Source organism: Gemmiger gallinarum (assembly GCF_014982805.1).
Classification (GTDB): domain Bacteria; phylum Bacillota; class Clostridia; order Oscillospirales; family Ruminococcaceae; genus Gemmiger; species Gemmiger gallinarum.
Genome location: NZ_JADCKC010000002.1, coordinates 770,725 through 792,052 on the forward strand (window position 1 = coordinate 770,725; position 21,328 = coordinate 792,052).

14 protein-coding genes are annotated in these 21,328 nt (G+C 61.9%); 13 read left to right on the plus strand and 1 reads right to left on the minus strand.

Translation table 11 applies throughout. The features are described from left to right. Positions 1 to 99 precede the first annotated feature (99 nt). Positions 100 to 969 carry a YitT family protein gene (locus tag INF35_RS09110; protein ID WP_193501679.1) on the minus strand — a complete coding sequence of 290 codons (870 nt, stop codon included), beginning with the start codon at positions 967 to 969 and terminating at the stop codon, positions 100 to 102. A 234-nt stretch (positions 970 to 1,203) separates the two neighbouring features. Here INF35_RS09110 and INF35_RS09115 point away from each other — a divergent pair, with 234 nt between their 5' ends. The 13 genes from INF35_RS09115 (at position 1,204) to INF35_RS09175 (ending at position 21,324) form a co-directional block, all read left to right on the plus strand. Further along, entirely contained in the window at positions 1,204 to 2,037 is an 834-nt protein-coding gene (locus INF35_RS09115; protein WP_193501681.1) for an SDR family oxidoreductase, read from the plus strand. 646 nt (positions 2,038 to 2,683) lie between these two features. Next, positions 2,684 to 5,752, plus strand: coding sequence for a zinc ribbon domain-containing protein (locus tag INF35_RS09120; protein ID WP_193501683.1), 3,069 nt, complete (start codon positions 2,684 to 2,686; stop codon positions 5,750 to 5,752). Then, positions 5,749 to 6,171 carry a DUF2752 domain-containing protein gene (locus tag INF35_RS09125; RefSeq protein WP_235983170.1) on the plus strand — a complete coding sequence of 141 codons (423 nt, stop codon included), beginning with the start codon at positions 5,749 to 5,751 and terminating at the stop codon, positions 6,169 to 6,171. Before INF35_RS09120 ends, INF35_RS09125 begins: the two co-directional genes overlap by 4 nt. Positions 6,172 to 6,193: 22 nt before the next feature. Then, positions 6,194 to 8,020, plus strand: coding sequence for a DUF4234 domain-containing protein (locus tag INF35_RS09130; RefSeq protein ID WP_193501685.1), 1,827 nt, complete (start codon positions 6,194 to 6,196; stop codon positions 8,018 to 8,020). Positions 8,021 to 8,070: 50 nt separating this feature from the next. Continuing rightward, positions 8,071 to 9,807 (plus strand): hypothetical protein, encoded by a 1,737-nt coding sequence (locus INF35_RS09135; protein ID WP_193501687.1) that lies wholly within the window; start codon positions 8,071 to 8,073, stop codon positions 9,805 to 9,807. Positions 9,808 to 9,840: 33 nt separating this feature from the next. Further along, positions 9,841 to 10,266 (plus strand): hypothetical protein, encoded by a 426-nt coding sequence (locus INF35_RS09140; RefSeq protein WP_193501689.1) that lies wholly within the window; start codon positions 9,841 to 9,843, stop codon positions 10,264 to 10,266. 49 nt (positions 10,267 to 10,315) lie between these two features. Further along, positions 10,316 to 11,992 carry a hypothetical protein gene (locus INF35_RS09145; protein WP_193501691.1) on the plus strand — a complete coding sequence of 559 codons (1,677 nt, stop codon included), beginning with the start codon at positions 10,316 to 10,318 and terminating at the stop codon, positions 11,990 to 11,992. A gap of 13 nt (positions 11,993 to 12,005) precedes the next feature. Next, positions 12,006 to 15,323: a hypothetical protein gene (locus INF35_RS09150; protein WP_193501693.1), complete on the plus strand. Its 3,318-nt coding sequence runs from the start codon at positions 12,006 to 12,008 to the stop codon at positions 15,321 to 15,323. An 82-nt stretch (positions 15,324 to 15,405) separates the two neighbouring features. After that, the gene (locus tag INF35_RS14165) at positions 15,406 to 17,115 is read left to right on the plus strand and encodes an ICP22 family protein (protein ID WP_235983171.1); all 1,710 of its coding nucleotides are present in this window, start codon (positions 15,406 to 15,408) and stop codon (positions 17,113 to 17,115) included. Positions 17,116 to 17,122: 7 nt separating this feature from the next. After that, positions 17,123 to 18,298, plus strand: coding sequence for a hypothetical protein (locus INF35_RS09160; RefSeq protein WP_193501695.1), 1,176 nt, complete (start codon positions 17,123 to 17,125; stop codon positions 18,296 to 18,298). Between the two features lie 12 nt (positions 18,299 to 18,310). After that, the gene (locus INF35_RS09165; protein WP_193501697.1) at positions 18,311 to 19,309 is read left to right on the plus strand and encodes a hypothetical protein; all 999 of its coding nucleotides are present in this window, start codon (positions 18,311 to 18,313) and stop codon (positions 19,307 to 19,309) included. Positions 19,310 to 19,333: 24 nt separating this feature from the next. Next, positions 19,334 to 20,800, plus strand: a complete 1,467-nt coding sequence (locus INF35_RS09170; protein WP_193501699.1) for a tetratricopeptide repeat protein — start codon at positions 19,334 to 19,336, stop codon at positions 20,798 to 20,800. Positions 20,801 to 20,823: 23 nt separating this feature from the next. After that, positions 20,824 to 21,324 (plus strand): hypothetical protein, encoded by a 501-nt coding sequence (locus INF35_RS09175; RefSeq protein WP_193501701.1) that lies wholly within the window; start codon positions 20,824 to 20,826, stop codon positions 21,322 to 21,324. Positions 21,325 to 21,328 lie beyond the last annotated feature (4 nt).

Genomic DNA, 21,328 nt, shown 5'->3' on the forward strand with positions numbered 1-21,328 from the left:
CGGTAACGAAAATTTTACAGCCCGCCCTCCCGGCAGAGGCAAAAACCGCCCCGGGCGCCGGAGCGCACAGGGCGGCGGATCTTTTTGGAAAGGCAGAGATCACAGAAAGGCACTGGGCTTTTCCGGATCGATGAAGCCTTCGCCGTAGACCTCGCTGGTGTCCGAGATCATGACCATGCAGCTGGGGTCAATGCGGTAAGCGGCGGTACGGATGGTGTAGACCTGGGGCCGGGCACAGACGCACAGCAGCATCTGGCGCTCGGTGCCGGTGTAGGTACCCAGGGCCCGCAGCATGGTGGAACCGCGGTCGGCATCCCGGGCAATGCAGTCGGCGATCTCCTGGCCTTTGGTGGTGACGATGGTCAGCATTTTGCTGGAGCTGCTGCCGTACATGACTTTGTCGATGACCAGGGAGGTGGCCGCCGTGGTGATGAGGCCGTAGAGTACCGCATCCACCGAGCCGAACACCGGCCAGCCCAGCAGGATGATGACCAGGTCAATAAGACCCGTTACTGCGCCCACTGACAGATGCGGCCGCAGCATCTTGATGGACATGGTGAGAAAGTCGGTGCCGCCGCTGGAGGTGCCCCGCATATACATGAGCGCCAGCGACACGCCCAGGGTGATGCCCGAAAACACAGCCGCCAGCAGCGGGTCGCCGGAGTAGCCCGGAATGCGGGTGAAAACCACATCCTGAAAAAAGGTGCACCACAGCATGGTGATGAGAGTTTTGGCCAGGAAGGTTTTGCCCAGGAATTTCAGGCTCAGCAGAATGAGAGGAATGTTGAGTACCAGCGTGGTGATGCCGATGGGCAGATCCCACAGATAGTTGCCGATCAGCGCCAGACCGGACAGGCCGCCCGGAGCAAAATTGGCATTCTGCGCAAAGTAGCAGATACTGACGGCGTACAGAAGCCCGGCAACGATATTGTACATCTGGTCGATCAAAACAGTGCGAAAATTCTTCATGGGCAGAACTCCTTTTTCCATATCACGGCCGCCTGCCGGGCGGCAAAAAGGCGTCCGCATACACCCACCGGACGCCATGCTCTTTTTCCTATTGTAACACTGTGAATAGGCTTTTGAACAGTCCCCTCTTTGAGAATTTACCTCCCGAAGCCTTCCACGCTGCCGGGCGGATGAAGGGCGGATTGTGTATAATAAAACACACAGGGCCCGGCAAGGGCGGAAAGGCGGGAAAAAATGAAAAAAGTTCTGGTATCGGGGGCAGGCGGCTTTGTGGGGGCGCGCACCCTGCAGCAGCTGGCCGGAAGAGTGCAGCTGGAGGCCTTCCCCCGGGGCATGACGGCCCGGGCAAGCCGGGAGGAACTGCTGGCTTTTGTGCGGGCGGCAGAGCCCGAGGTCATTGTGCACACAGCGGCCATCTCGGACACCGGCTACAGCGAGGCCCACCCTCAGGAGTCCCGCCGCGCCAATGTGGAACTGACCCTCTGGATGGCCCAGGCCGCCCGGGAGACGGGGGCCAGGCTGGTCTGCTTCAGCTCCGACCAGGTCTACGCAGGTCTGCCGGGAAAGGGCCCCTTTGCCGAGGATGAGGTCCGCACCCCCGCAAACGTCTACGGCCGCCACAAGCTGGAGGCGGAACAGCGGGTGCTGGATCTCCTGCCCGACGCCGTCATGCTGCGGGCCACCTGGATGTACGATCTGCCCGGCCGGGGACTGCCCATCCGGGGCAATCTGCCCCTCAACCTGCTGGACGCAGCCCTCCACGGGCGGGAGGCGGTGTTCTCGGACCGGGAATACCGGGGCGTCACCTATGTGCGGCAGGCCATTGAAAATCTGCTCCCCGCCATGGACCTGCCGGGAGGAAGCTATAACTTCGGCAGCGAGAACCCCCTCACCATGTACGACACGGCGGCGGAATTCTGCCGGGTCATGGACATTTTGCCGCGGCTGGTGCGGGGGGACCGGGTGCGCAGCCTGGCCATGGACTGTGCCAGGGCCCGGCAGGCGGGCATCGCCTTTGACGATACCGCCCGGGGCATTCGCCGCTGCCTGAAAGAATACGGTCTGTAAGCAGGACTGCGCCATACAACAAAATATTCTTGAATGAAGTATTCCGATACATTTCCGGGGCAGCGCGCTGACCGGGACCGGCAAAAAAGAAAAGTGAAAAAACAGCGGGAGAATGTAACTTTATAAAAATTCGGCACAGCACAGCAGCGCGGGTCCGCTTTCGCCACAAAAAGAACGAAACGCCGGCAAAGGCGGACATTCAGGAATGAATACGATAAATCAAGCTTTTTATCACAGGAAAATTGTCACTTCTGTCATAAAAATGCGCTTTTTTCACAGGAAAGACTATGCATAAACCCGGAAAACTGGAAAATTTTCTCATGTCAAAGGGGAGGAATGGGGCCAGAAAAAACTTGTCTTTTGACGGATAATGTGATTTAATACTAACGTATATATAAATGTATCACTGTATGTCTGATCACAGAGCGGAACCTGACGGGTATGCCCCGAACCTTTGCGGAGAGTTGGAAAAGACGTGCAGCTTGAATTTTGTTGGGGCGGAAACTTCTTTTTGACGATGAGGAGTTGAGAAGTAATGGATGAGCGAGGCGGATTCTTTCCATCGGCGCCGGGACACGGAGATGCGTTTCCGTCTTTTGGCGGAAACGGACAGGGGTTTGACGATGGGAATGGGTTTTCCGTTGATTTGACGCCCACGGAGATCGTGCCCGACTGGCCGGACACCCCACAGCAGGACCAGGCCGGTGCTTTTCCGGCAGAGGGAACGTCCGGGCAGGAACCCGCCCCCTGGGGAGTGCCGGTTGCCACCCACGGGGAAGGAGACTTTCCTGCCTGGGGGGCTGAACCCACCTCCCAAAGCGGTTTGGACGATGGGTTTGCACAGACATTTGATTCGCCGTTCGGCGGGGAAGCGGCCCCGCAGAACGCATGGCCGGGAAGCGATACACAGGATGCCGGCGCCTGGGGCGCCGATACCGGAGCGGGAAGCTGGCCGCAGGCGGATGCCTGGGGGGCGGAGCCCGCACCCCGGAGCGGTTCTGACGCATCGGCGGAGCAGGACTTCTCCGTACATACGGACACGGGATATGGCTTTGGTGCACAACCGTATCCGGCCCGGGAAAATTCGTTTGCGCCCCCGGACCCCCGGACAAACTTTGAGGTTCGCCTGGATGAGCCGGATGAGACCCGACTGTTTGAGGATGGCCCAGCCTTTGGCGGAACTGCCGGCAGCTGGGGCGGCAGCCAGACATGGAACGACAGTCAGCAGCCCGCCGTACCGGCGGAACCGGCTGTTTCCTCCGGGGAGGCGTTCCCGGTACAGCCCATGGAAGAACCTGCCTCCGACGATGAGATGAGCGCCGAGGAGACGGCGGCGATCTTTGCCGAGAATTCCAGCGGCTGGGGCCGCAAAAAGACCTGGGGCAAGCCCGGCGCCCCCGCCCCGGCGGAGAAAACTCTGGAAGAAACCCCGGCGGCTCCGGTGCAGGAAGAGGCCCCCGCGCCCGTGGAGGAACCTGAGGTCAAAGCCCCGAAGCAGCCTGCGGCAGATACCTCCGACGATGAAATGAGCGCCGAGGAGACGGCGGCGATCTTTGCCGAAAATTCCAGCGGCTGGGGCCGCAAAAAGACCTGGGGCAAGCCCAGCGCCCCCGCCCCGGTGGAGGAATCCCCGGCGGCTCCGGTGCAGCAAGAAGCCCCCGCCCCCGCGCCTGCGGAACCTGAGGTCAAGGCCCCGGAGCAGCCTGCGGAGGAAGCCTCCGACGATGAAATGAGCGCCGAGGAGACGGCAGCAATCTTTGCCGAGAACTCCAGCGGCTGGAAGCGGAAAAAAGCCTGGGGCAAGCCCAGCACCCCCGCTCCGGCGGAGGAAGCTCCGGTGCAGGAAGAAGCCCCCGCCCCCGTGGCGGAACCTGAGGTCAAATCCCCGGAGCAGCCTGCGGAGGAAGCCACCGACGATGAGATGAGCGCCGAGGAGACGGCGGCGATCTTTGCCGAGAACTCCAGCGGCTGGAAGCGGAAAAAAGCCTGGGGCAAGCCCAGCACCCCCGCCCCGGCGGAAGAAGCCCCGGCGGCTCCGGTGCAGGAGGAGGCCCCCGCCCCCGTGGCGGAACCTGAGGTCAAAGCCCCGGAGCAGCCTGCGGCAGATACCTCCGACGATGAGATGAGCGCCGAGGAGACGGCAGCGATCTTTGCCGAAAACTCCAGCGGCTGGAAGCGGAAAAAAGCCTGGGGCCAGCCCAGCGCTCCCGCTCCGGCGGAGGAAGCCCCGGCGGCTCCGGTGCAGGAAGAAGCCCCCGCCCCCGTGGCGGAACTTGAGGTCAAATCCCCGGAGCAGCCTGCGGAGGAAGCCACCGACGATGAAATGAGCGCCGAGGAGACGGCGGCGATCTTTGCCGAAAATTCCAGCGGCTGGGGCCGCAAAAAGACCTGGGGCAAGCCCAGCGCCCCCGCCCCGGCGGAGGAAGCTCCGGCGGCTCCGGTGCAGGAGGAGGCCCCCGCACCCGCGGCGGAACCTGAGGTCAACGCCCCGGCCCAGCCTGCGGCAGATACCTCCGACGATGAAATGAGCGCCGAGGAGACGGCAGCGATCTTTGCCGAGAACTCCAGCGGCTGGAAGCGGAAAAAAGCCTGGGGCCAGCCCAGCGCCCCCGCCCCGGCGGAGGAAGCCCCGGCGGCTCCGGTGCAGGAAGAGGTCCCCGCGGCGGAACCTGAGGTCAAGGTCCCGGAGCAGCCTGCGGCAGATATCTCCGACGATGAGATGAGCGCCGAGGAGACGGCGGCGATCTTTGCCGAGAACTCCAGCGGCTGGAAGCGGAAAAAAGCCTGGGGCCAGCACAGCGCCCCCACTCTGGCGGAGGAAGCCCCGGCGGCTCCGGTGCAGGAGGAGGCCCCCGCACCCGCGGCGGAACCCGAGGTCAAGGCCCCGGCGCAGCCCACGGTGGACACTTCCGACGATGAGATGAGCGCCGAGGAGACGGCAGCAATCTTTGCAGAGAACTCCGGCGGCTGGAAGCGCAAGACGGCCCGGAACAGCAGCCATGACGAACCGGCTGCATCGGCCGCCCAGCCTGCATCCGAGCCGCCCGCACCCCCCGCCGAGGAGAAAAAATCCGCGCAGCCGGCAGAGGAACCCCCCATGAAACAACAGATGGACAACGAGCAGCCCGCTGAGAAAATCCGCCCCGAGCCTGAGGAAGAACCTCAGCCGCTTGTGGAGACGGCTGCTGAAGAGGAAGAAAATCCCCTGCAGCATCGCAGCGTCTTTGGCAGAGCGGGCTCCGCCAGTGCAAGAGCCGCCAGCGGCGGCTGGAGCGCCTTCCGCAAGATGGCGTCGGAGGAAAAGTCGGGCAATCCCTTTGAAACCGGCGCCGGCGGCCACAGTTTTGCGGCTGCGGCACGCAAAGCCCAGGAACAGCACGCGGCGCACACCTTCGGCAGGCACAGCGCCGGAGAAAGCCATACCGCCAGCAGCAGCTGGCAGGGCTGGGGCAAACACCAGACCACTGAGGAATCTGCCCCCAGAACATCCGCAGGCGTTTTCGGGCGCCGGAGCGGATTCGGGGCAGCGGCTTCCCGCCCGCGGGAGGAGGAGGGAATCCTCTGCCCGGCCTGCGGAACCAAAAACCCTGCGGGGGCCAAGTTCTGCTGCATGTGCCGCGCAGAACTGCGGCCTGCGGAAAATGTCTGCCCCAACTGCGGCGGAAAGGTGGAACCCGGCATGAAATTCTGCCCGTTCTGCGGAAAAGACATTTGAACCGGCAATTCTGGACCAAAGATCTGCCCGCGGCGGCAGGCATCCTGCTGCTTTACTGGGTACTGCATCTGCTGGGCGTGGGCTGCCCCATCCGGTTCCTGACCGGTATCTCCTGCGCGGGATGCGGAATGACAAGAGCCTGGCTCAGTGTTCTGTCCCTCGATTTTCAAAGCGCTTTTTATTATCATCCCCTTTGGCCGCTGGTCCCGGCAGCCGCTGCAGTGTGGCTGCTGCGGACACGGCTTCCCAAAAAATTCTGCACCGCCTTTGCCTATGCGACGGCAGCACTGTTTCTGGCGGTGTATCTGTTCCGGCTGCTCGATCCCAACAATCCGGTGGTCACCTTTGCACCGGAAACCGGACTGGCGGCCAGGGGAATAGCCCGGCTTGCAAGCCGGATCCATTCAATATTACAGTAGGCAAGAGAAAGGAATGTGTGACATGAGGTATTGTACAATCTGCGGCTCCCCCATTGCGGACGGCGACAGATTCTGCCAGGTTTGCGGTGAACCTGTAGAGGCAGAACCGATGCCCGCTCCTGCCGAGGAAATGTCCTTCGCCGGCCAGGACCCTGAGCCTGCCCCGGTGCAGCCGGAACCTCCCATGGACGAGACCCCGGCTGCTCCCATGAACGACCCGGTGCAGCCGGAGGATGAGGCTCCCACCATCCTGTTTGAGGACAACCCGCCCCGCAGCGGATGGGAAGCGGCGCCTGCACCTCAGCCGGAACCGGTGGCTCAGCCTGAGCCGGAACCCGCTCCCCAGCCCGCTGCGCCTGAGCCTGCTGCGGCTCCGGAACCGGTGGAGAGTGTGAACAGCTACCAGCCCGACAACGACTATCCGTCCAGCAACGGCTATCAGCCGAACAACGGCTACCAGCCGAACAACGGCTACCAGCCGAACAACGGCTACCAGCCGAACAACGGCTACCAGCCGAACAACGGCTACCAGCCGAACAACGGCTATCAGCCCAACAATGGCTACCAGCCCAACAATGGCTACCAGCCCAATAACGGCTATCAGCCCAACAATGGCTATCAGCCCAATAACGGCTATCAGCCGAACAACGGTTACCAGCCCAACAACGGCTATCAGGCTAACAACGGCGGTTACCGGGGCAATGTCCCGCCGGCCGGCCCCACGCCTCCCGATCTGGGCGGCAGCGGCGAGATCATCATGAAGGTCGCGGCAGGTATCTGCGCCCTGGTGCTGATCATTCGCGGCTTTGCCAATCTGTTCGGCGGCATTCAGACGGTATTCAACATCTTCTCTTACTATTTCGACTTTATCATTGTGCTGGAGGGGCTGCTGCGGTCCCTGACCGGCGTGGCTTATCTGGCAACGGCCGTGATCCTGGTGTTCTTTATCCTGCGCAAGGCAAAAGAAGCCACCAATCCCCTTTTTGCGGGACTGTGCGCCACCAGCGTTCTGGGAGCAGCCTTTATCGTGGTCAATCTGCTGCTGACCTTCCTCTACCAGATCATTAACGGCTATTTCTACTTCTACACCGCACCGCTGGTGGGTGTGCTGGGACTGATCGTGGTGCTGGCCCTCATCTTCTGCACTTTGTGGATGTCCGGCGACGCGCCCTTTGCGGGCTATGATCCCAACCAGATCCTGGCCGAGCTCCAGAACCTGCCCCAGGCGATGAGCGAGATCATCGGACGGTTCACCGGCGATATGAAGCAGCGCAACGCCGACATGCAGGCCCGGCGCCAGCAGCAGTACAGCCAGCAGGCCGGCAGCGCCGGTCCCCGCTACGCCGGCAACGGCGCACAGCCCGGCGGTCAGACACCGCCCCGGACTGCGCCTCAGCCCAACCCCGCGGCGGGCAACGGCCAGTATCAGCAGGGCCAGGTGCCTCCCATCCGACTGCGCACCGACCGCAGCCTGCTGATGTACATTCTGCTTTCCATTGTGACCTGCGGCATTTACAGCTGGTTCTTCATCTATCAGCTGGTCCGGGATGTGAACATCGCCTGCGCCGGGGACGGCCAGAAAACCGCCGGCCTGATCAAACTGATTCTGCTGTCCATCGTGACCTGCGGCATTTACACCTATATCTGGTACTACAGCCTGGGCAACCGCCTGCAGCAGAACGCGCCCCGCTACGGCATGATGTTCCCGGAAAACGGTACCACCGTACTGATGTGGATGCTGTTCGGCGCATTCCTGTGCGGCATCGGACCTTTTGTGGCCATGCACATCATCTTCAAGAACACCAACGCCATCTGCGCGGCCTACAACGCCAGCAACATGGACGTGTAATTGTTTTTTCGGCATCCCGTATCCCAAAAACCTAGGAGGACGTGACAACAATGATGAAAAAGAAAGGATGGATTCGCGCCGGCGCTGCGGCGCTGGCAGCCATGATGCTGGTCAGCTGCAGCGAGCTGGTCGAGCCGCCCTATCAGCTTCCCCAGTGGGCATCGGCTATCGTTGAGCCGGAACAGACCGACGTGGAAACCGTCGAGGCTACCGCCAAGGTGGATGTCTACTACGACAATACCCAGTCGATGTACGGCTTTGCCACCGGCGGCACCATGGTCCGCGCCGTGGCAGCCCTGCGCGATGTGGTCAACCAGTACAAGAACACCACCACCTATACGCTGGGCGGATCGTCGGGCGGGTATCTGCAGTGGATGCCTTTTACGGGGGATATCTACACCTCCATGGTGGACTACGAGGGATTTTACACCGTGGGCAAGGGCAGCTTTATGACCGGTACCGGTCCGCTGCAGATGCTCTACTACGATGAGAACACTCTCGACCCCACGGCCATCAATGTTGTCATCACCGACCTGGCCGAGCAGAACGTGGATACCAGCGACCTGGCCGCCAAGATCAACGAGAACATCCTCTCTCAGGACGGCTATTCCGCAGCGCTCATCGGCATTCAGGGCGATTTCGTCGGGACCAAGTATGTCAGCGACATCGACGCCGTCAACCAGATGAACGGCGTGGAGGTCAACGGCAAGGTGCCCATCTACATCCTCATCACGGGACCCGACGCCTCCCTCAACATCTATGTGGACAACCTGGTCGCCTCCTTCCAGAACTATGAGCTGGTGGAAAACACCGACTTCTTTGTGGCCCGCTACCACGCGGGCAACAGCGCCCGGGCCCTGACCCACGACGACATCATCACCGTGGGCCCTGCCCAGGAACAGGAGAACATGAAGAAGAAGGACTGGGAGACGGCTCTGATCAACGAGAACCTGGGTCTGTCCCAGATCGACGCCTCCCATCTGGATACCCTGATCCAGACCGATCACTATCTGGACATGTTCGCCTATGAAAAGAATATCGACGCCAACGGCATCAACGCCGGACGCCTCACGCTGAACTACTTTTTGCCCATCGGCCGTACCGACGGCCTGGATCTGCCGGTTCAGATCAAGATCTACGATACCGACGAGCAGGCGCCCACCAGCCAGCTGCAGGAACTGTACGACACCAAGGACAAGGTCCACTACAGTGAGCTGGTGACCACCGAGGAGGCCGACTCTCTGGAAAGCTGGCAGAGCGAGAACCCCAATGTCACCGATGCCTGGGAGATCCTCAACGAGGACGGCGAGGCGAAAGGCCTGGCAGGCTGGCAGGATGTCCGCCAGATCACCCGGGACAAGGACATGACCATCTCGGTGGAGACCATTGAGGCGGGGACCCCCGTCTACGATATGGTCATGGAACCGGACGGCCGTGACCCCGGCGATTACTACGAGGGCACCGACATGGGCCTGGCGGCAGAAAGCGATCTGCTGCACATCACCATCGAGTTCAGCACCGAGCCGGAGGAGCGCATGGGCGATACCATCCTGCTCAACATCCCCGTCTACGCCATGGCGGAGTCGGTGGAAAACCTGCCCGACTGGATCACCGCCTGGGATTCCGCCGGTACCCAGGATTACATCTACCACACCTTCGGCCTGGAAAACTTCTTCCGCACCCTGTTCGGCCTGAACGTCATCGGTGACGAGGCGTACAATCAGGCTCTCCGCGAAGTGAAAATTGCCGACATTACGACCTGCGTCACGGGCCTGCCGGTAAGATAACAAAGAATAAAGAGTAAAAGGAGTAATTCAATCATGAAAGCATCTATGGGAAAACTCGTCCTCGGCATGGCCATTCTTCTGGCGGGCATGGGCGCCGCCTACGTCATCTGGAACCTGCTCCTCAGCAGTGAAGTGGTCTACATCAGCAGCCGCCTGACTCCCATCAGCCAGACCATCCCCCTGTTCTGCACCATTCCCGGCCTCATCGCCTTCGTGATCTGGTTCTTCCAGCGCAAGGGCTATGTGGAGCGCACCCAGCTCATTGACAGCCGCGCCTTCAAGTTTGCCGGCGCCCTGATCCTGGCCGTCCTGCTGGATGCCGCCCTGGGTGTTGTGGGCCTGCTGCTGGTGGGCTTCAGCTACATCGACGCCAGCATCGTTGCCTATGTGGTCAGCCTGGTCCTGGAGCTGCTGTGCGCTCTGCTGGCCTTCATTTTCTGCCCGCCGTACGCGCACTGAGCCTGTGAACCTTTTCCCGGCTTTAACTCAGATTTGAGGAGGAAGATACATGGCAATCAATGTTATGGTGGCCATCGGCGGCACCGGCGCCCGCGTGGCAGAAGCATATGTGTATGCGGCGGCTTCCGGCCTGCTCCACGGAAACGAAAAAACGCTGATCTACGTGGTGGATAAGGATATCGATTGCGGCAATACCACCCGCCTGATGAAGACCATCGACGAATACCGGGCCATGCGGGAATGCACCGGCCTGGACCTGCCTGAGATCGAGCACTGCAGCTGGCTCATCGAGACCGCCATGGTGGAGCTGGACCCCAGCCTGGAAAAGGGCGGCAGCGCCACCTTCCGCCAGGTGGCCTGCACCCCCGGCACCGGCGACGAGCTGCTGGTCAACCTGATGCACTCCAAGGAAGAGCAGAACCTGGACCTGAAAAAGGGCTTTTACGGCCATCCGTCCCTGGGCGCCGCGCTGTACGGCCTCATCACCGAGACCGACACCTTCCACAGTGCGGCCAACACCCTGGTCAACAGCATCAAGAACGAGCTGGCCGGCAGCAATGTCAACACCTTCTTTGTGGGGTCCATGTTCGGCGGCACCGGCGCTTCCCTGCTGCCCAACGTGGCCCAGACCCTGCAGGAGTGCGAGGAGATCGGCCGCAGCCCGCTTTACCGTCAGGCTGCCTGCCTCATGCTGCCCTACTTCAAGTTCCAGCCGCCCAAGGGCGTGGATACCGCAAAGGTGGACTTTTCCACCTTTGATGAAAAGACCGCCACGGCGCTGAGCTTCTACGACCGCAACAACACCATGATGCAGAATGCTCAGGCGGATCTGCGCAAGCGGCTGCAGTCTGCAGACCCCAATGCCAAGCTGCCCCTGACCAGCTCCTACCTGATCAGCACCGACTACAAAAAACGCAACGATCCCCAGCACGGCCTGGCCATCTTTGACGATGTCTTTGTCTTTGGCCAGAAACCGCTGGAATCCACCTGCCGCATGTACTCGGAGGGCGGCGCCAACCAGACCCACACCTTCACCGTCACCGACTTCTATGCGGCCCTGTCCGCGGTGGAGTTCTTCAATCAGGCTACCGTCAAGGTTCCCGAGGGTACCCCGCACATGTACACCGCCGACATGCCCACTCCCTGCGTGGGCTGGCCCCAGGTCCCCAATGCCGAGGCTCAGCCTCTCATTGAGCAGATGGTCCGCTTCTGCTATGCCTTCCTGATGGTTTTGTATCCCGCCTTCACCCAGAACAAGCGGGAACTGGCCGACTATGAGTTCCTCAAGAACATCTACGGCCGCACCGGCGCCCTGGGCATGGGCCCCGCCAACCTGCCGCCGGATCTGGATTTCGGCGAGGAAGTGGAACGCATCGTGCCTTTCTGCGAGAAATACCTGCGCTTCTTCATCGAGCTGCACAACCGCAACTATACGGTGGCGGCCAACAGCGTGGAACTGTTCACCGACTTCCTGGGCTGGGAGCATGACTTCCTCATGGACAACAACGACAACATCCAGGAGCGCCAGTGGTTCCGCGTCAACTACAACCTGCTGCGCAGAGAGCACTTCAAGCCTGACAACATCCTGATCGGCGGGCGCAGAACTGCCATCCCGGATGCCGTTGCTCTGTGGAGCCGCCTGGGCAAATACCGGGTGGACAAGACCGGATACCGGGATCTGCAGCCGCTTTACCGCGCCGTGTACGACATCATGAGGGTGAGATAAGGGGGAAGTAACAATGCCGGCATTTTTGCCTTTGAATTTTGCGGATAACGCGGCACCGGTCACGCCGGTGCCCAATGGAATGTCGCCACTGACCGCCGGATACCAGCTGGCGGGCCTGGCCAATCAGATCAAGGCGTCGCTGCCTCCGGAGCTGAAGGGCAGCGACCACTCCATCCCCAACATCGGCGCATACATTGAGTATCTGCGCGCCGATATCCTGCACAACCGCGCCGGCAGCAGCTATGTGCGGTGCTGGCACGGCGTTCTGGCCATGGTGGGCCTGAGCAAGCTGTACGGCTTTGAGCTGTCGCTGCAACTGGTGGACATGACCCAGCCGCCCGTCCATGTGGGCGGACACATCAGCCCGGGCCCCATCTACAAGCGGGAACTGGAACGCCTGCAGATGCTGGACCACAACACCTACTATGTGCTTTACCGCACGGTGTGGGAGAACGGCCAGCCCAAGCAGCGGGCTCTGGCGGTGGTGGACCCCAACATCCTCATCGTGCCCCTGAAGAACATCGACCCCGCCGCCCTGGTGGGTGTGCCGTGGTATGACGCCCATACCGGCACCTGGCGGGAAGTGACCGACGGCTATGACGAAAAGCCGCTGGACGCCCAGCGCAAGATGCTGGCCGAGCATTTGCAGCTGGCCCTCTGGCTGGAACGTCAGGCCACGGTGGCCTCCGGCAAGATGAAGACCGGCCTGGCCACCAACCTGAGCGCCTGGCGCGATGAGCTGCGCCACGGCACGCCCCTGCCTGTGGAGGGCCGTCAGGGCACCATTCCCTGCCAGGGACTGCCCCCCACCATGGACGCCATCGACTTCGGCGCCTTCTCTCAGAAGGACTTCTGCCGTGTGCCGGACTATCAGATCTCCATGGACGGCATCCAGCTGTTCACCCCCCGGCTCATGCTGACCAACGTGGCCAAGCTGTCCACCACCACCCCCTGGAACTGCGTGGTCAAGGACGCCAACCAGCAGATGCTGTCGGTGCTGCCTCCCATCACGGCCGACTTTGCCAACCTGCTGGAACAGTACGACGAGCCCGACAGCAAGGGTTACAAGCCCCTGGAGCTGCTGCAGATCAAGGTGGAGGACGAATTTATCGCCAACAGCCGCATCCGGGTGGAGCTGGTCTACCGCAACGGCAGCCTCATCGTCTCCCGCACCCAGGAGTACAACGGCCGCCAGATCGTGTTTGCCAAGAACTTCCCCTACTTCTCCATGTGGCCCTACGTCAACCTCAAGCGCGGCGAGTGGAACATGTACACCGTCAGCATGGTGGCACACAACCAGGTGGCCTTTGAGCCTTCCAACTGCGAGGTCATCGACGCCATGGACAGCCGCCTGTCCTATGTGGCCGATCCCGACGACATCACCATTGTGGAGCCGCGGGATGATGTCAACCGCCAGATCCAGATGCGCTTCAGCGAGAACTTCCCCTCCTTTGTGCCCCTGCATTACACCGATGCCCTGGGCAACGTGCTGGAGTGCGGCAGCCTGCTGGCCGCGCCGGCGGGCAACCAGGTCATTCCCGCCACGGCGCTCATCGCCAAGGCCTGCATCGACTTCGGCACCAGCAACTCGGTCTGCGCGGTGGAGGCCGGCGGCGTTATCCATCAGGTCATGAACGGCGACCGCGTCTGCGCTCTGGTCCAGTTCAACAAGAATTCCGATGAGAACGACAGCGCTATCAACGAGTTCCATCGCTACTACGGCCTGTCCAAGAGCTCCCGCCCCTACAAGTTCCCCTCGGTGGCCCAGCTGTACAAGGGCAGCGCCGCCGATCCTCTGCGCAGCGGCAAGATCCTGCTGGCGGAAAGCGGCGTCATCGACTACTTTGCCAAGCAGAACACCAACCTGGATATGGTGGGCATCTTCTCCTATCTGAAGAGCGATGTCCGCGCCCCGCTGGCTGCCGTCAACCAGGCGGAGGAGATCTTCATCAAGCATCTGGCGCTGCTCTGCGCGCTGGAGGCCAAGTGCGTGGGCGCATCCGGTATTGAGTACTATTTCTCTTATCCCAACGATCAGTACCGCAATACCCTGACCAGCTTCTGGGACAGCGCCATCAACTACATCAACCGCATGAACATCTTCCCCGCCATCGACACCCCGGGCAGCCTGACCGAACGCATGGCATCCTCCTACCATGTTCAGACCAACATGGAAAAGGCCGCCATGATGGCCTCCAAGGGCCCCGGCTTTGCGGTGGTGGACATCGGCGGCGGCACCAGCGATATGACGGTCTGGCGTGCGCCTCTGGGCGGCGACGACCCCATCTTCCGCGGGGACGAGGCCATGATCAAGCGCGCGGCACAGCAGTTCAAGAAGGAAAAGACCTTCCCCGCCGTGCAGGGCGCCAACCTGTCCTTCCGCTATGCGGGCAACCAGCTGTTCAGCCATACCTTCTTTGTCTACTTCAAGTCCCATTCCAACATCATGAATCAGGTCTTCCCCCGGATCTTCGGCTTCAGCGAGAACGACCTGAGCAGCACCACCGCCATGGGCAGCAAAAAGCGGGCCATCGAGGCGGTCAAGAGCTACATGACCTCTCTGTCCAGCATCCAGTCCCTCAAGTCGCCGGGCTTCCCGGCCCTCACCGCCCTGCTCAACACTCTGCTGGAAGAGCCCGGCGTGGACATGACCTACTGGGGCGGTGCTGCCTGCCGTGAACTGCGCAACATGATCAGCTTCAAGCTCAAGGGCATTCTGTTTGTCCTGGGCCTGCTGGTGGGCGAATGCGCCGGCATCAACCCCGACAACGAGACCGGTACCTTCAAGATCTATCTGGTGGGCGGCGGCGCTCAGGCCTACAACATGACCAACAAGACCACCTTCAAGGAGAACGCCTTCGACATGCTGGCCCAGCTGCCCGGCATGCAGTTTGACGAGATCTACGACGATGTGGAGAGCCTGCGCCAGCGCTTTGAGATCATCCCGCCCGCCGACGGCAACAAGATCGAAGTTGTGGACGGCATGCTGAGCTATGAGAATGATTTTGCCGGCAAGACCGACCGGGGCCTGGTGCCGCGCATCCGGCATGAGGAGGCCAATCCCCCTGCATCCGAGCTGCGTGAGGCCTATCAGGATTACATCCGCATTGCGGTTGAGGACGACCCCAACCTGCAGGATCTGCTGCCCATGCTTCAGGTGGTCAACGATGCATCCAATCGGGATGCGCAGCAGAACCAGACGTATCAGCATTATATGAACACGGCCAACAATTTGTGGACAGATCTGAACACGCATCTGGACGACGATGTATCCCTTGTCGTCCGGGAGGCGATCTTCGCCGTTCTGATGGCGGAGGAGCTGCTGAGCTGACGGCTGGCCGCGGTTGGACGCCTGCCGCGTTTTGCGGCAGGCGTCTGTGTATTGAGTAACTTGCAGAAAGGTGTGCGAGACAATGCGGAATAATTATAACCAGGGGACAGCGCAGCCGCGCCGTGTGGATTCCGTCCCCCGGGTATCCGAAGTGACGGGCGGTCAGATGGACCAGAACGGTGTCTACCGCGCCAACCGGCAGCAGGCCCCGGCCGCCCCGCAGCGGCAGGGCAAGGGGGCCGCGCAGCCCCGGCAGGCCAAGCAGCCCAAGCCGGCACGCCCGGCCGCCCCGGCCCCTGCCCGGGAACCGGAAAGCGGCGCCCCCCTCAACGGGCTTTTGCTGCCCATCATTGCGGGGGCACTGGCTGTGGTGGGAACCCTGCTGCTGGTGGTGGGCGTTTTCCTGCTCAAGGATCCGGAGCCCCGGGTCGTGACGGATACCCCGTCCCAGAGCATTTCCCGTCAGGATACCGACGGGGAGGAACCCAAGGATACCACCCCTGCCGGTGAGGAAAACCAGTCCGCGGAACCTGCGGAAGGAGACGACAGCCAGCCTGCAGACGGCGAGGAAAGCCAGCCCGCAGAAGGGGATGGCAGTCAGCCTGCCGACGGGGAGGACGGCCAGCCTGCCGATGACTCCGCCGACAGCCAGGATACCGCTTCCACCGATGCACAGCCCGCTGACGAGGGAGACGGGGATCAGCCTCAGGCCCACGGTAAGGTGCGCCCGCTGACCAGCGTTCAGTTTGGACCGGCGGAGGATTCCACCGCCGCTGACGGAGAGGACGAGGGCCTGGTGGACACTACCCCCAGCGAGCCTTCCGGCGAAGGCGAGCCGGACAGCTCCGCCGCGGAGCCCTCTGAGGAAGAGCCGGGCAATGACGCCGCCGAGCCTTCCTCCGAAGGAGAGCCTGCCCAGGAGGGTGACACCGAGCCCGCCCCCGAGGGCGACGCTGCCCCGGAAGAACAGCCCGAGGCGCCCGCCCCGGACCGGACAGACCGTCAGGAAGAGGGCGGCATCAATATCGTCAAGCTGGTGGTGACCCTTCTGGGTATGCTCATGCTGCTGGCCGGCGCGGTGCTGGGCATCGTGTCCAACCTGCTGCAGCGCCGGGAACTCACCGAGAGCCAGGAGCGCGCAGCGTCCCTGGAGCGTGAGATCGCCGACATGAAGGCCCGCACCCGCGAGCCCACCACCGAGGAAAAGCTGAGATACGCCTTCCAGCAGATCCCGGTTCTGACCGAGGCCCAGAGCAATGCCATGATGCGGGAAGCCGCCGCGCAGACGGCTGCTCACCGCAATGTGCAGCCGCCCATCCAGCAGAACCGCCCGGCGGCGCCGGTGGACCCGGTGGAAAAGAGCAACGCCTACTATAACAGCCTGCTGGCCGGCGGCGCCCAGAAAGCCACCCAGGCCATGCTGGGCAACCCGGAATATCTGGGCGCGTCCATCGACATTGCCAACAGCCTCAATGCCTATCAGGCAGGGCAGCGCGCCGCCTACCATGTGATCCAAGTGGAGAAGGACCCCAATGCGCCCTATCTGACCTGCGTCAAGGGCGGCAGTCCGGTGGCGCTGTATCCCAATCCCTACGCCGTGCAGTACCTGGGCATTGCCAAGCTGCAGAGCATGCAGTTCATCCTGGAGGCATTCCGGGTGGTGGCCCGCGGGGCGGAGATCACGCCCCAGACGCTGGACGGTCTGGACGGACTGCAGATCCGCAGGGTCGAGGGCGCGGCCATGGATGCCCGGGGTATTGTGACCCGCAAGGGCGTAATTGAGTTGGGGTGATGGAAGAATGTTGTTTGATATTGTTTGTCCGCTGTGCATGAAACGCTACCCTGCCAACAGTGTGGTGTTCCGGCACAATGCGGTCAATCTGGACGCCACGGGCAATGACCTGGCCCGCTACCGGGGCGAGGACCGCTACCTGCAGGCCTATTACACCACCCACGGCATTGCCAAAGGTTCCGCCATCCGCATGAAGGTGGTCGATCCGGCCTACTTCCCGGAACAGGACAAGGTCTACAGCGACGGTCTGCTGGTGGGTCTGCGCAACCGCAACGGCTACCAGATGGAGGACCGGGTCTGCCCTTACTGCCACAACAAGCTCTACACCAGCGCAGGGCGCATGCCCATGCAGCAGATGGCCATTGTGGGCGCCAGCCATTCGGGCAAGACGACCTTTGAGGCGGCCATGATCTATCAGCTGCGGCGGGACGGCATCGGCTGCATCAACAATACCCTGAACGAACAGGGGCAGATCGACGACGTGGTGGAGCGCAACATTGAAATTTTGATGCGCGGCGACCCCGACCGCATCGCCAACGGCACCATGGACGGCCGCCCGGTGGAGCGCGTCCGCGCCTCCTCCGGCTGGAGCGCTACCGAAAACTATCACGGCCCCTACATCTTTTCCCTCACGCCGGGGGCGGAGGCCCAGCCTCTGGCACTGGCCTTCTATGACCTGCCCGGCGAGCATTTCCGTACCAATATCCAGATGATCTCCCAGAAGGCGCCCTACATCGCCACTGCCAGGACTTGCCTGTGCCTGGTGGACCTGGCTGATATCGGCACCGTCTCCGACGTGATCACCGCCCTGAGCAGCAACTTCGGCACCAAGATGAAGCAGAACGACGTGAACCTGGCACTGGTGCTCTACAAGGCCGACCAGCTGGAGCAGGCGGTGGAAGGCATTGCCAAGGCGATGACGCCCCTGACCTTCCAGCCCCATCAGCCCATCGACATGCGCCGCATCGACGCCAGCAGCGAACAGCTGCTCAAGTTTGTGGCGTCCCGGGACTACCGCCTGGAAGGTACCTACAATGCCATCAGCGATATGCTGGGACGGGAAAATGTGCGCCTGTTCATGGCACAGTCCTTTGACGAGTTCGGCAACTTTGCCCCCCGCGGCTGCGATCTGCCGCTTTTGTGGAGCTTTGCCCGCCAGGGACTGTATCCTCAGACAACGTAAGGAGGCGGCAGGGTGTTACTCTACTATGACCATTACGGCCGCGATGCACGGTCCGGCTTCTGCTTTTTCGGCGCAAAGTGGCCCCGGGAAATCGACCCCGACATCAACAACCGCAAGGGCGCCGGTCTTTTGTGGAACCTGTTCACCAATATCTACGGCGACCACGGCTATAACCCCGGCGCGCCGGAAAGCATCTTCTGCCTGCGGGGCTGCTTCGGCCCCGGCACCATGGTCTACGGCATTGCCGATGTCAAGCAGGATGCCAGCGGACGCTACGGCACCAGCGTGGATTTTGCGGTGGTACTGCCCCAGAACGAGCAGGAAAAACAGCTGGAACTCAATCCCAGCCCGCTTATTCAGGAACTGCGGACCCGTCATCAGCCCGGTTCCACCCGGGAATACCGCGGCGACACCATGCCCCGGTGCAAGATCAGCACCTCGGCGCCCCGGAACTATGTGAACCTGGCCGCCGAGCTGGGCTGGAGCAGCAAAAAGCTGCTGCTGGTCAGCTCCCACCCCGAGCGGGATACCCTGGTCTATGCCATGGCCATGTATTCCCTCCTGCCGGTGGAGCGGCGGCGGAACTTCTCGTTTTTGAGCTATGCGGTGAACTGGAGCACGCTGTACCAGATGGAGGGATTTGATCTGATCGGCGTGACCGAGTCCCCCGATGTGATGGGCAACCTTTCGGCCATGGAACAGATGGGGGAGGAGATCTCCTACATCTGCCCCGACCGCGGCGTGACCCATTTCCCGCGGGAAGGCAGGGATGCCGGCAGAGGGTATCTCAAGCGGATCTACCCGCTTCTGCTGCACGACGGCCAGCTGGATCTGCCCCGGGACTGCGGCGCCTGGCTGCACGGCAGTGAGTTCGGCCTGCGCTGTGCGGGGCTTTCTTCCACAGAGCAGGAGGCCCTGGGACTGATGCTGCGGGCGGCCGCCAGCAGCAAGTCGAGATACTATCCGCTGGAACAGGAAAAAGCATCCATTTCGGCCGCTGTGTTTCAGTGATACGTTTGGGGAGGAGACAAAGGCGTGAATCGGGACAAAGCATATATTCTGGACACCATCGACGAATACCGCCGAAGTGCGTCCGCACAGGATACGGGAGAGTATTTTGAGCCTGTGTTCCTGAGTTTCCCGCAGAAGGTCACCATCAAGTGCCCGCACTGCGGAAAAAATCAGAAGATCGACGGCGTGACCCTGTGGCCCAACGGCGGCATGATGGGGGTGGACGATCTGCCCGCCGACGATATTTCCATCATTGCCAACTGCTCCGGCTGCGGCACCCGCATTGCCATGAGCCGCAACTCGGTGAAAAAGAGCATGGAGGCCCGGGGGTCGATGATGCGCACCCTGGTGCTGCTCGTCATCATCCTGGCGGTGGCCCTGGGTGTGGGCGGCTTTACGCTGTTCAAGGTGCAGAGCGAAAAGTACTTCCGGGAAGGCAGCACCGCCCTGCGCAGCCAGCAGTACGAGCAGGCCGTGGAGGCGCTGACCAAGGCCTCCGACTGGGGCAGCGCAGATGCGCTGTATCTGCTCAGCGAGTGCTACCGCAGCGGCAACGGTGTTTCCGCCGATGAAGCCATGGCCGACGAACTGTTCGCCAAAGCTCTGGAAAAGGGCTCCGGCTATGCAGTGTATGACCAGGCCATGAAGAACTTCGACACCTATATTGAGACGGCGGATCAGACCGCCCTCAACGACTGCATCGAGGGCCTGCAGGAGAGCGATGCCCCCGACGCCAAGTATCAGCTGTCGCTGCTGACCCGTTCGGGCATCGGCGTCAAGGTGGATACCGAGCAGGCGGACAGCCTGCTGCGGGAGGCTGCCGAGGCCGGCAGCGTGGACGCTCTGTGCGACATGGCCCAGGTGCTGATGTATGAGCAGGGCGCCCAGACGGCGCTGGATTTCCTGTACGATTACGGCGATCCGGACGACCCCGACATTATGGCGGCGGAAGGCTATGTGCGGCTGTTCAGCGATTCCAGCAGCGGCACCACGCTGCTGAACCAGGCTGCCGAGGCCGGCAGCTCCTGGGCCAACTACTACTGGGGCGAAATCTACTACAACAGTCTGCTGACCGGTACGTCCCGGGATGTGGATACCGCCCAGAGCTACTTCCAGGCGGCATCGGATGCGGGCAACTACCGCGGCCGGTATGAGCTGGCGCTCTGCCTGTCGGTGCGCGGCGATACGGAAAATGCGGTGGCCATGGCCACGGAATGCTACAACCGCGGCTACGGCGAGGCGGGCTGCGTTATCGCCGGCAATATGAGCGACGATACCAAAAAGCTGGACTACATGAATCAGGCGGCGGACCTGAACTATGCTCCCGCCGAGGTGTGGATGGCCTGGTACTACCATGACAAAGACCAGGGCAAGTGCGAGACCTATCTGCAGCGTGCCTACCTGCACGGCGCCCGGTACGAGGCCAACGCCGCGGCACAGGATTACTTTGATACCGGTATCGATTACTTTGGAAGCAGTACCTTGAATTGACGGAAACGAAGAAGGAGAGTATCATGAATAAGAGACGAATTGCGGCGGCTCTGGCATGCGTACTGATGGCTTTTTCCCTGACGGCGTGCGGGTCCAACCCGGAACGGGAGATCGACGAGCTCAACCGGCGGTTCTGCCGGAGCTACAACAATCTGGATATGGACGGAGTCATTGACTGCCTGGAACCCAGCCTGGCCGATACGGTCAACGCAGTGCTGGACCTGAGCATGGGATTGCTGGGCGCGGCGGCAGACATCGACCTGGATCTGGATGCCGAGACCATGTACGCCCTGGCGGAGGTCTGCTTCGACATTATGCCGGAGGAGCAGCGGGACGCCATGCAGATCCCTGAGCTGGACCTGGAGCTGGAAAGCCTGGAAGTGAGCGACGACGGCACCCGGGCTTCCGGTGTGGTGACCCTGACGCTGGAAAACGACTCGGCCAGCCAGTCCGCCACCGGCGAGATCAGCTACGTCAACATCGACGGCGACTGGTATTTTGCCAATGCCAACTTTCAGTCCTGACAAG

Coding starts and splice junctions, on each gene's coding strand:
- INF35_RS09110 (WP_193501679.1), bottom strand. CDS start 969: ATGAAGAATTTTCGCACTGTTTTGATCGACCAGATGTACAATATCGTT.
- INF35_RS09115 (WP_193501681.1), top strand. CDS start 1,204: ATGAAAAAAGTTCTGGTATCGGGGGCAGGCGGCTTTGTGGGGGCGCGC.
- INF35_RS09130 (WP_193501685.1), top strand. CDS start 6,194: ATGAGGTATTGTACAATCTGCGGCTCCCCCATTGCGGACGGCGACAGA.
- INF35_RS09135 (WP_193501687.1), top strand. CDS start 8,071: ATGATGAAAAAGAAAGGATGGATTCGCGCCGGCGCTGCGGCGCTGGCA.
- INF35_RS09140 (WP_193501689.1), top strand. CDS start 9,841: ATGAAAGCATCTATGGGAAAACTCGTCCTCGGCATGGCCATTCTTCTG.
- INF35_RS09145 (WP_193501691.1), top strand. CDS start 10,316: ATGGCAATCAATGTTATGGTGGCCATCGGCGGCACCGGCGCCCGCGTG.
- INF35_RS09150 (WP_193501693.1), top strand. CDS start 12,006: ATGCCGGCATTTTTGCCTTTGAATTTTGCGGATAACGCGGCACCGGTC.
- INF35_RS14165 (WP_235983171.1), top strand. CDS start 15,406: ATGCGGAATAATTATAACCAGGGGACAGCGCAGCCGCGCCGTGTGGAT.
- INF35_RS09160 (WP_193501695.1), top strand. CDS start 17,123: ATGTTGTTTGATATTGTTTGTCCGCTGTGCATGAAACGCTACCCTGCC.
- INF35_RS09175 (WP_193501701.1), top strand. CDS start 20,824: ATGAATAAGAGACGAATTGCGGCGGCTCTGGCATGCGTACTGATGGCT.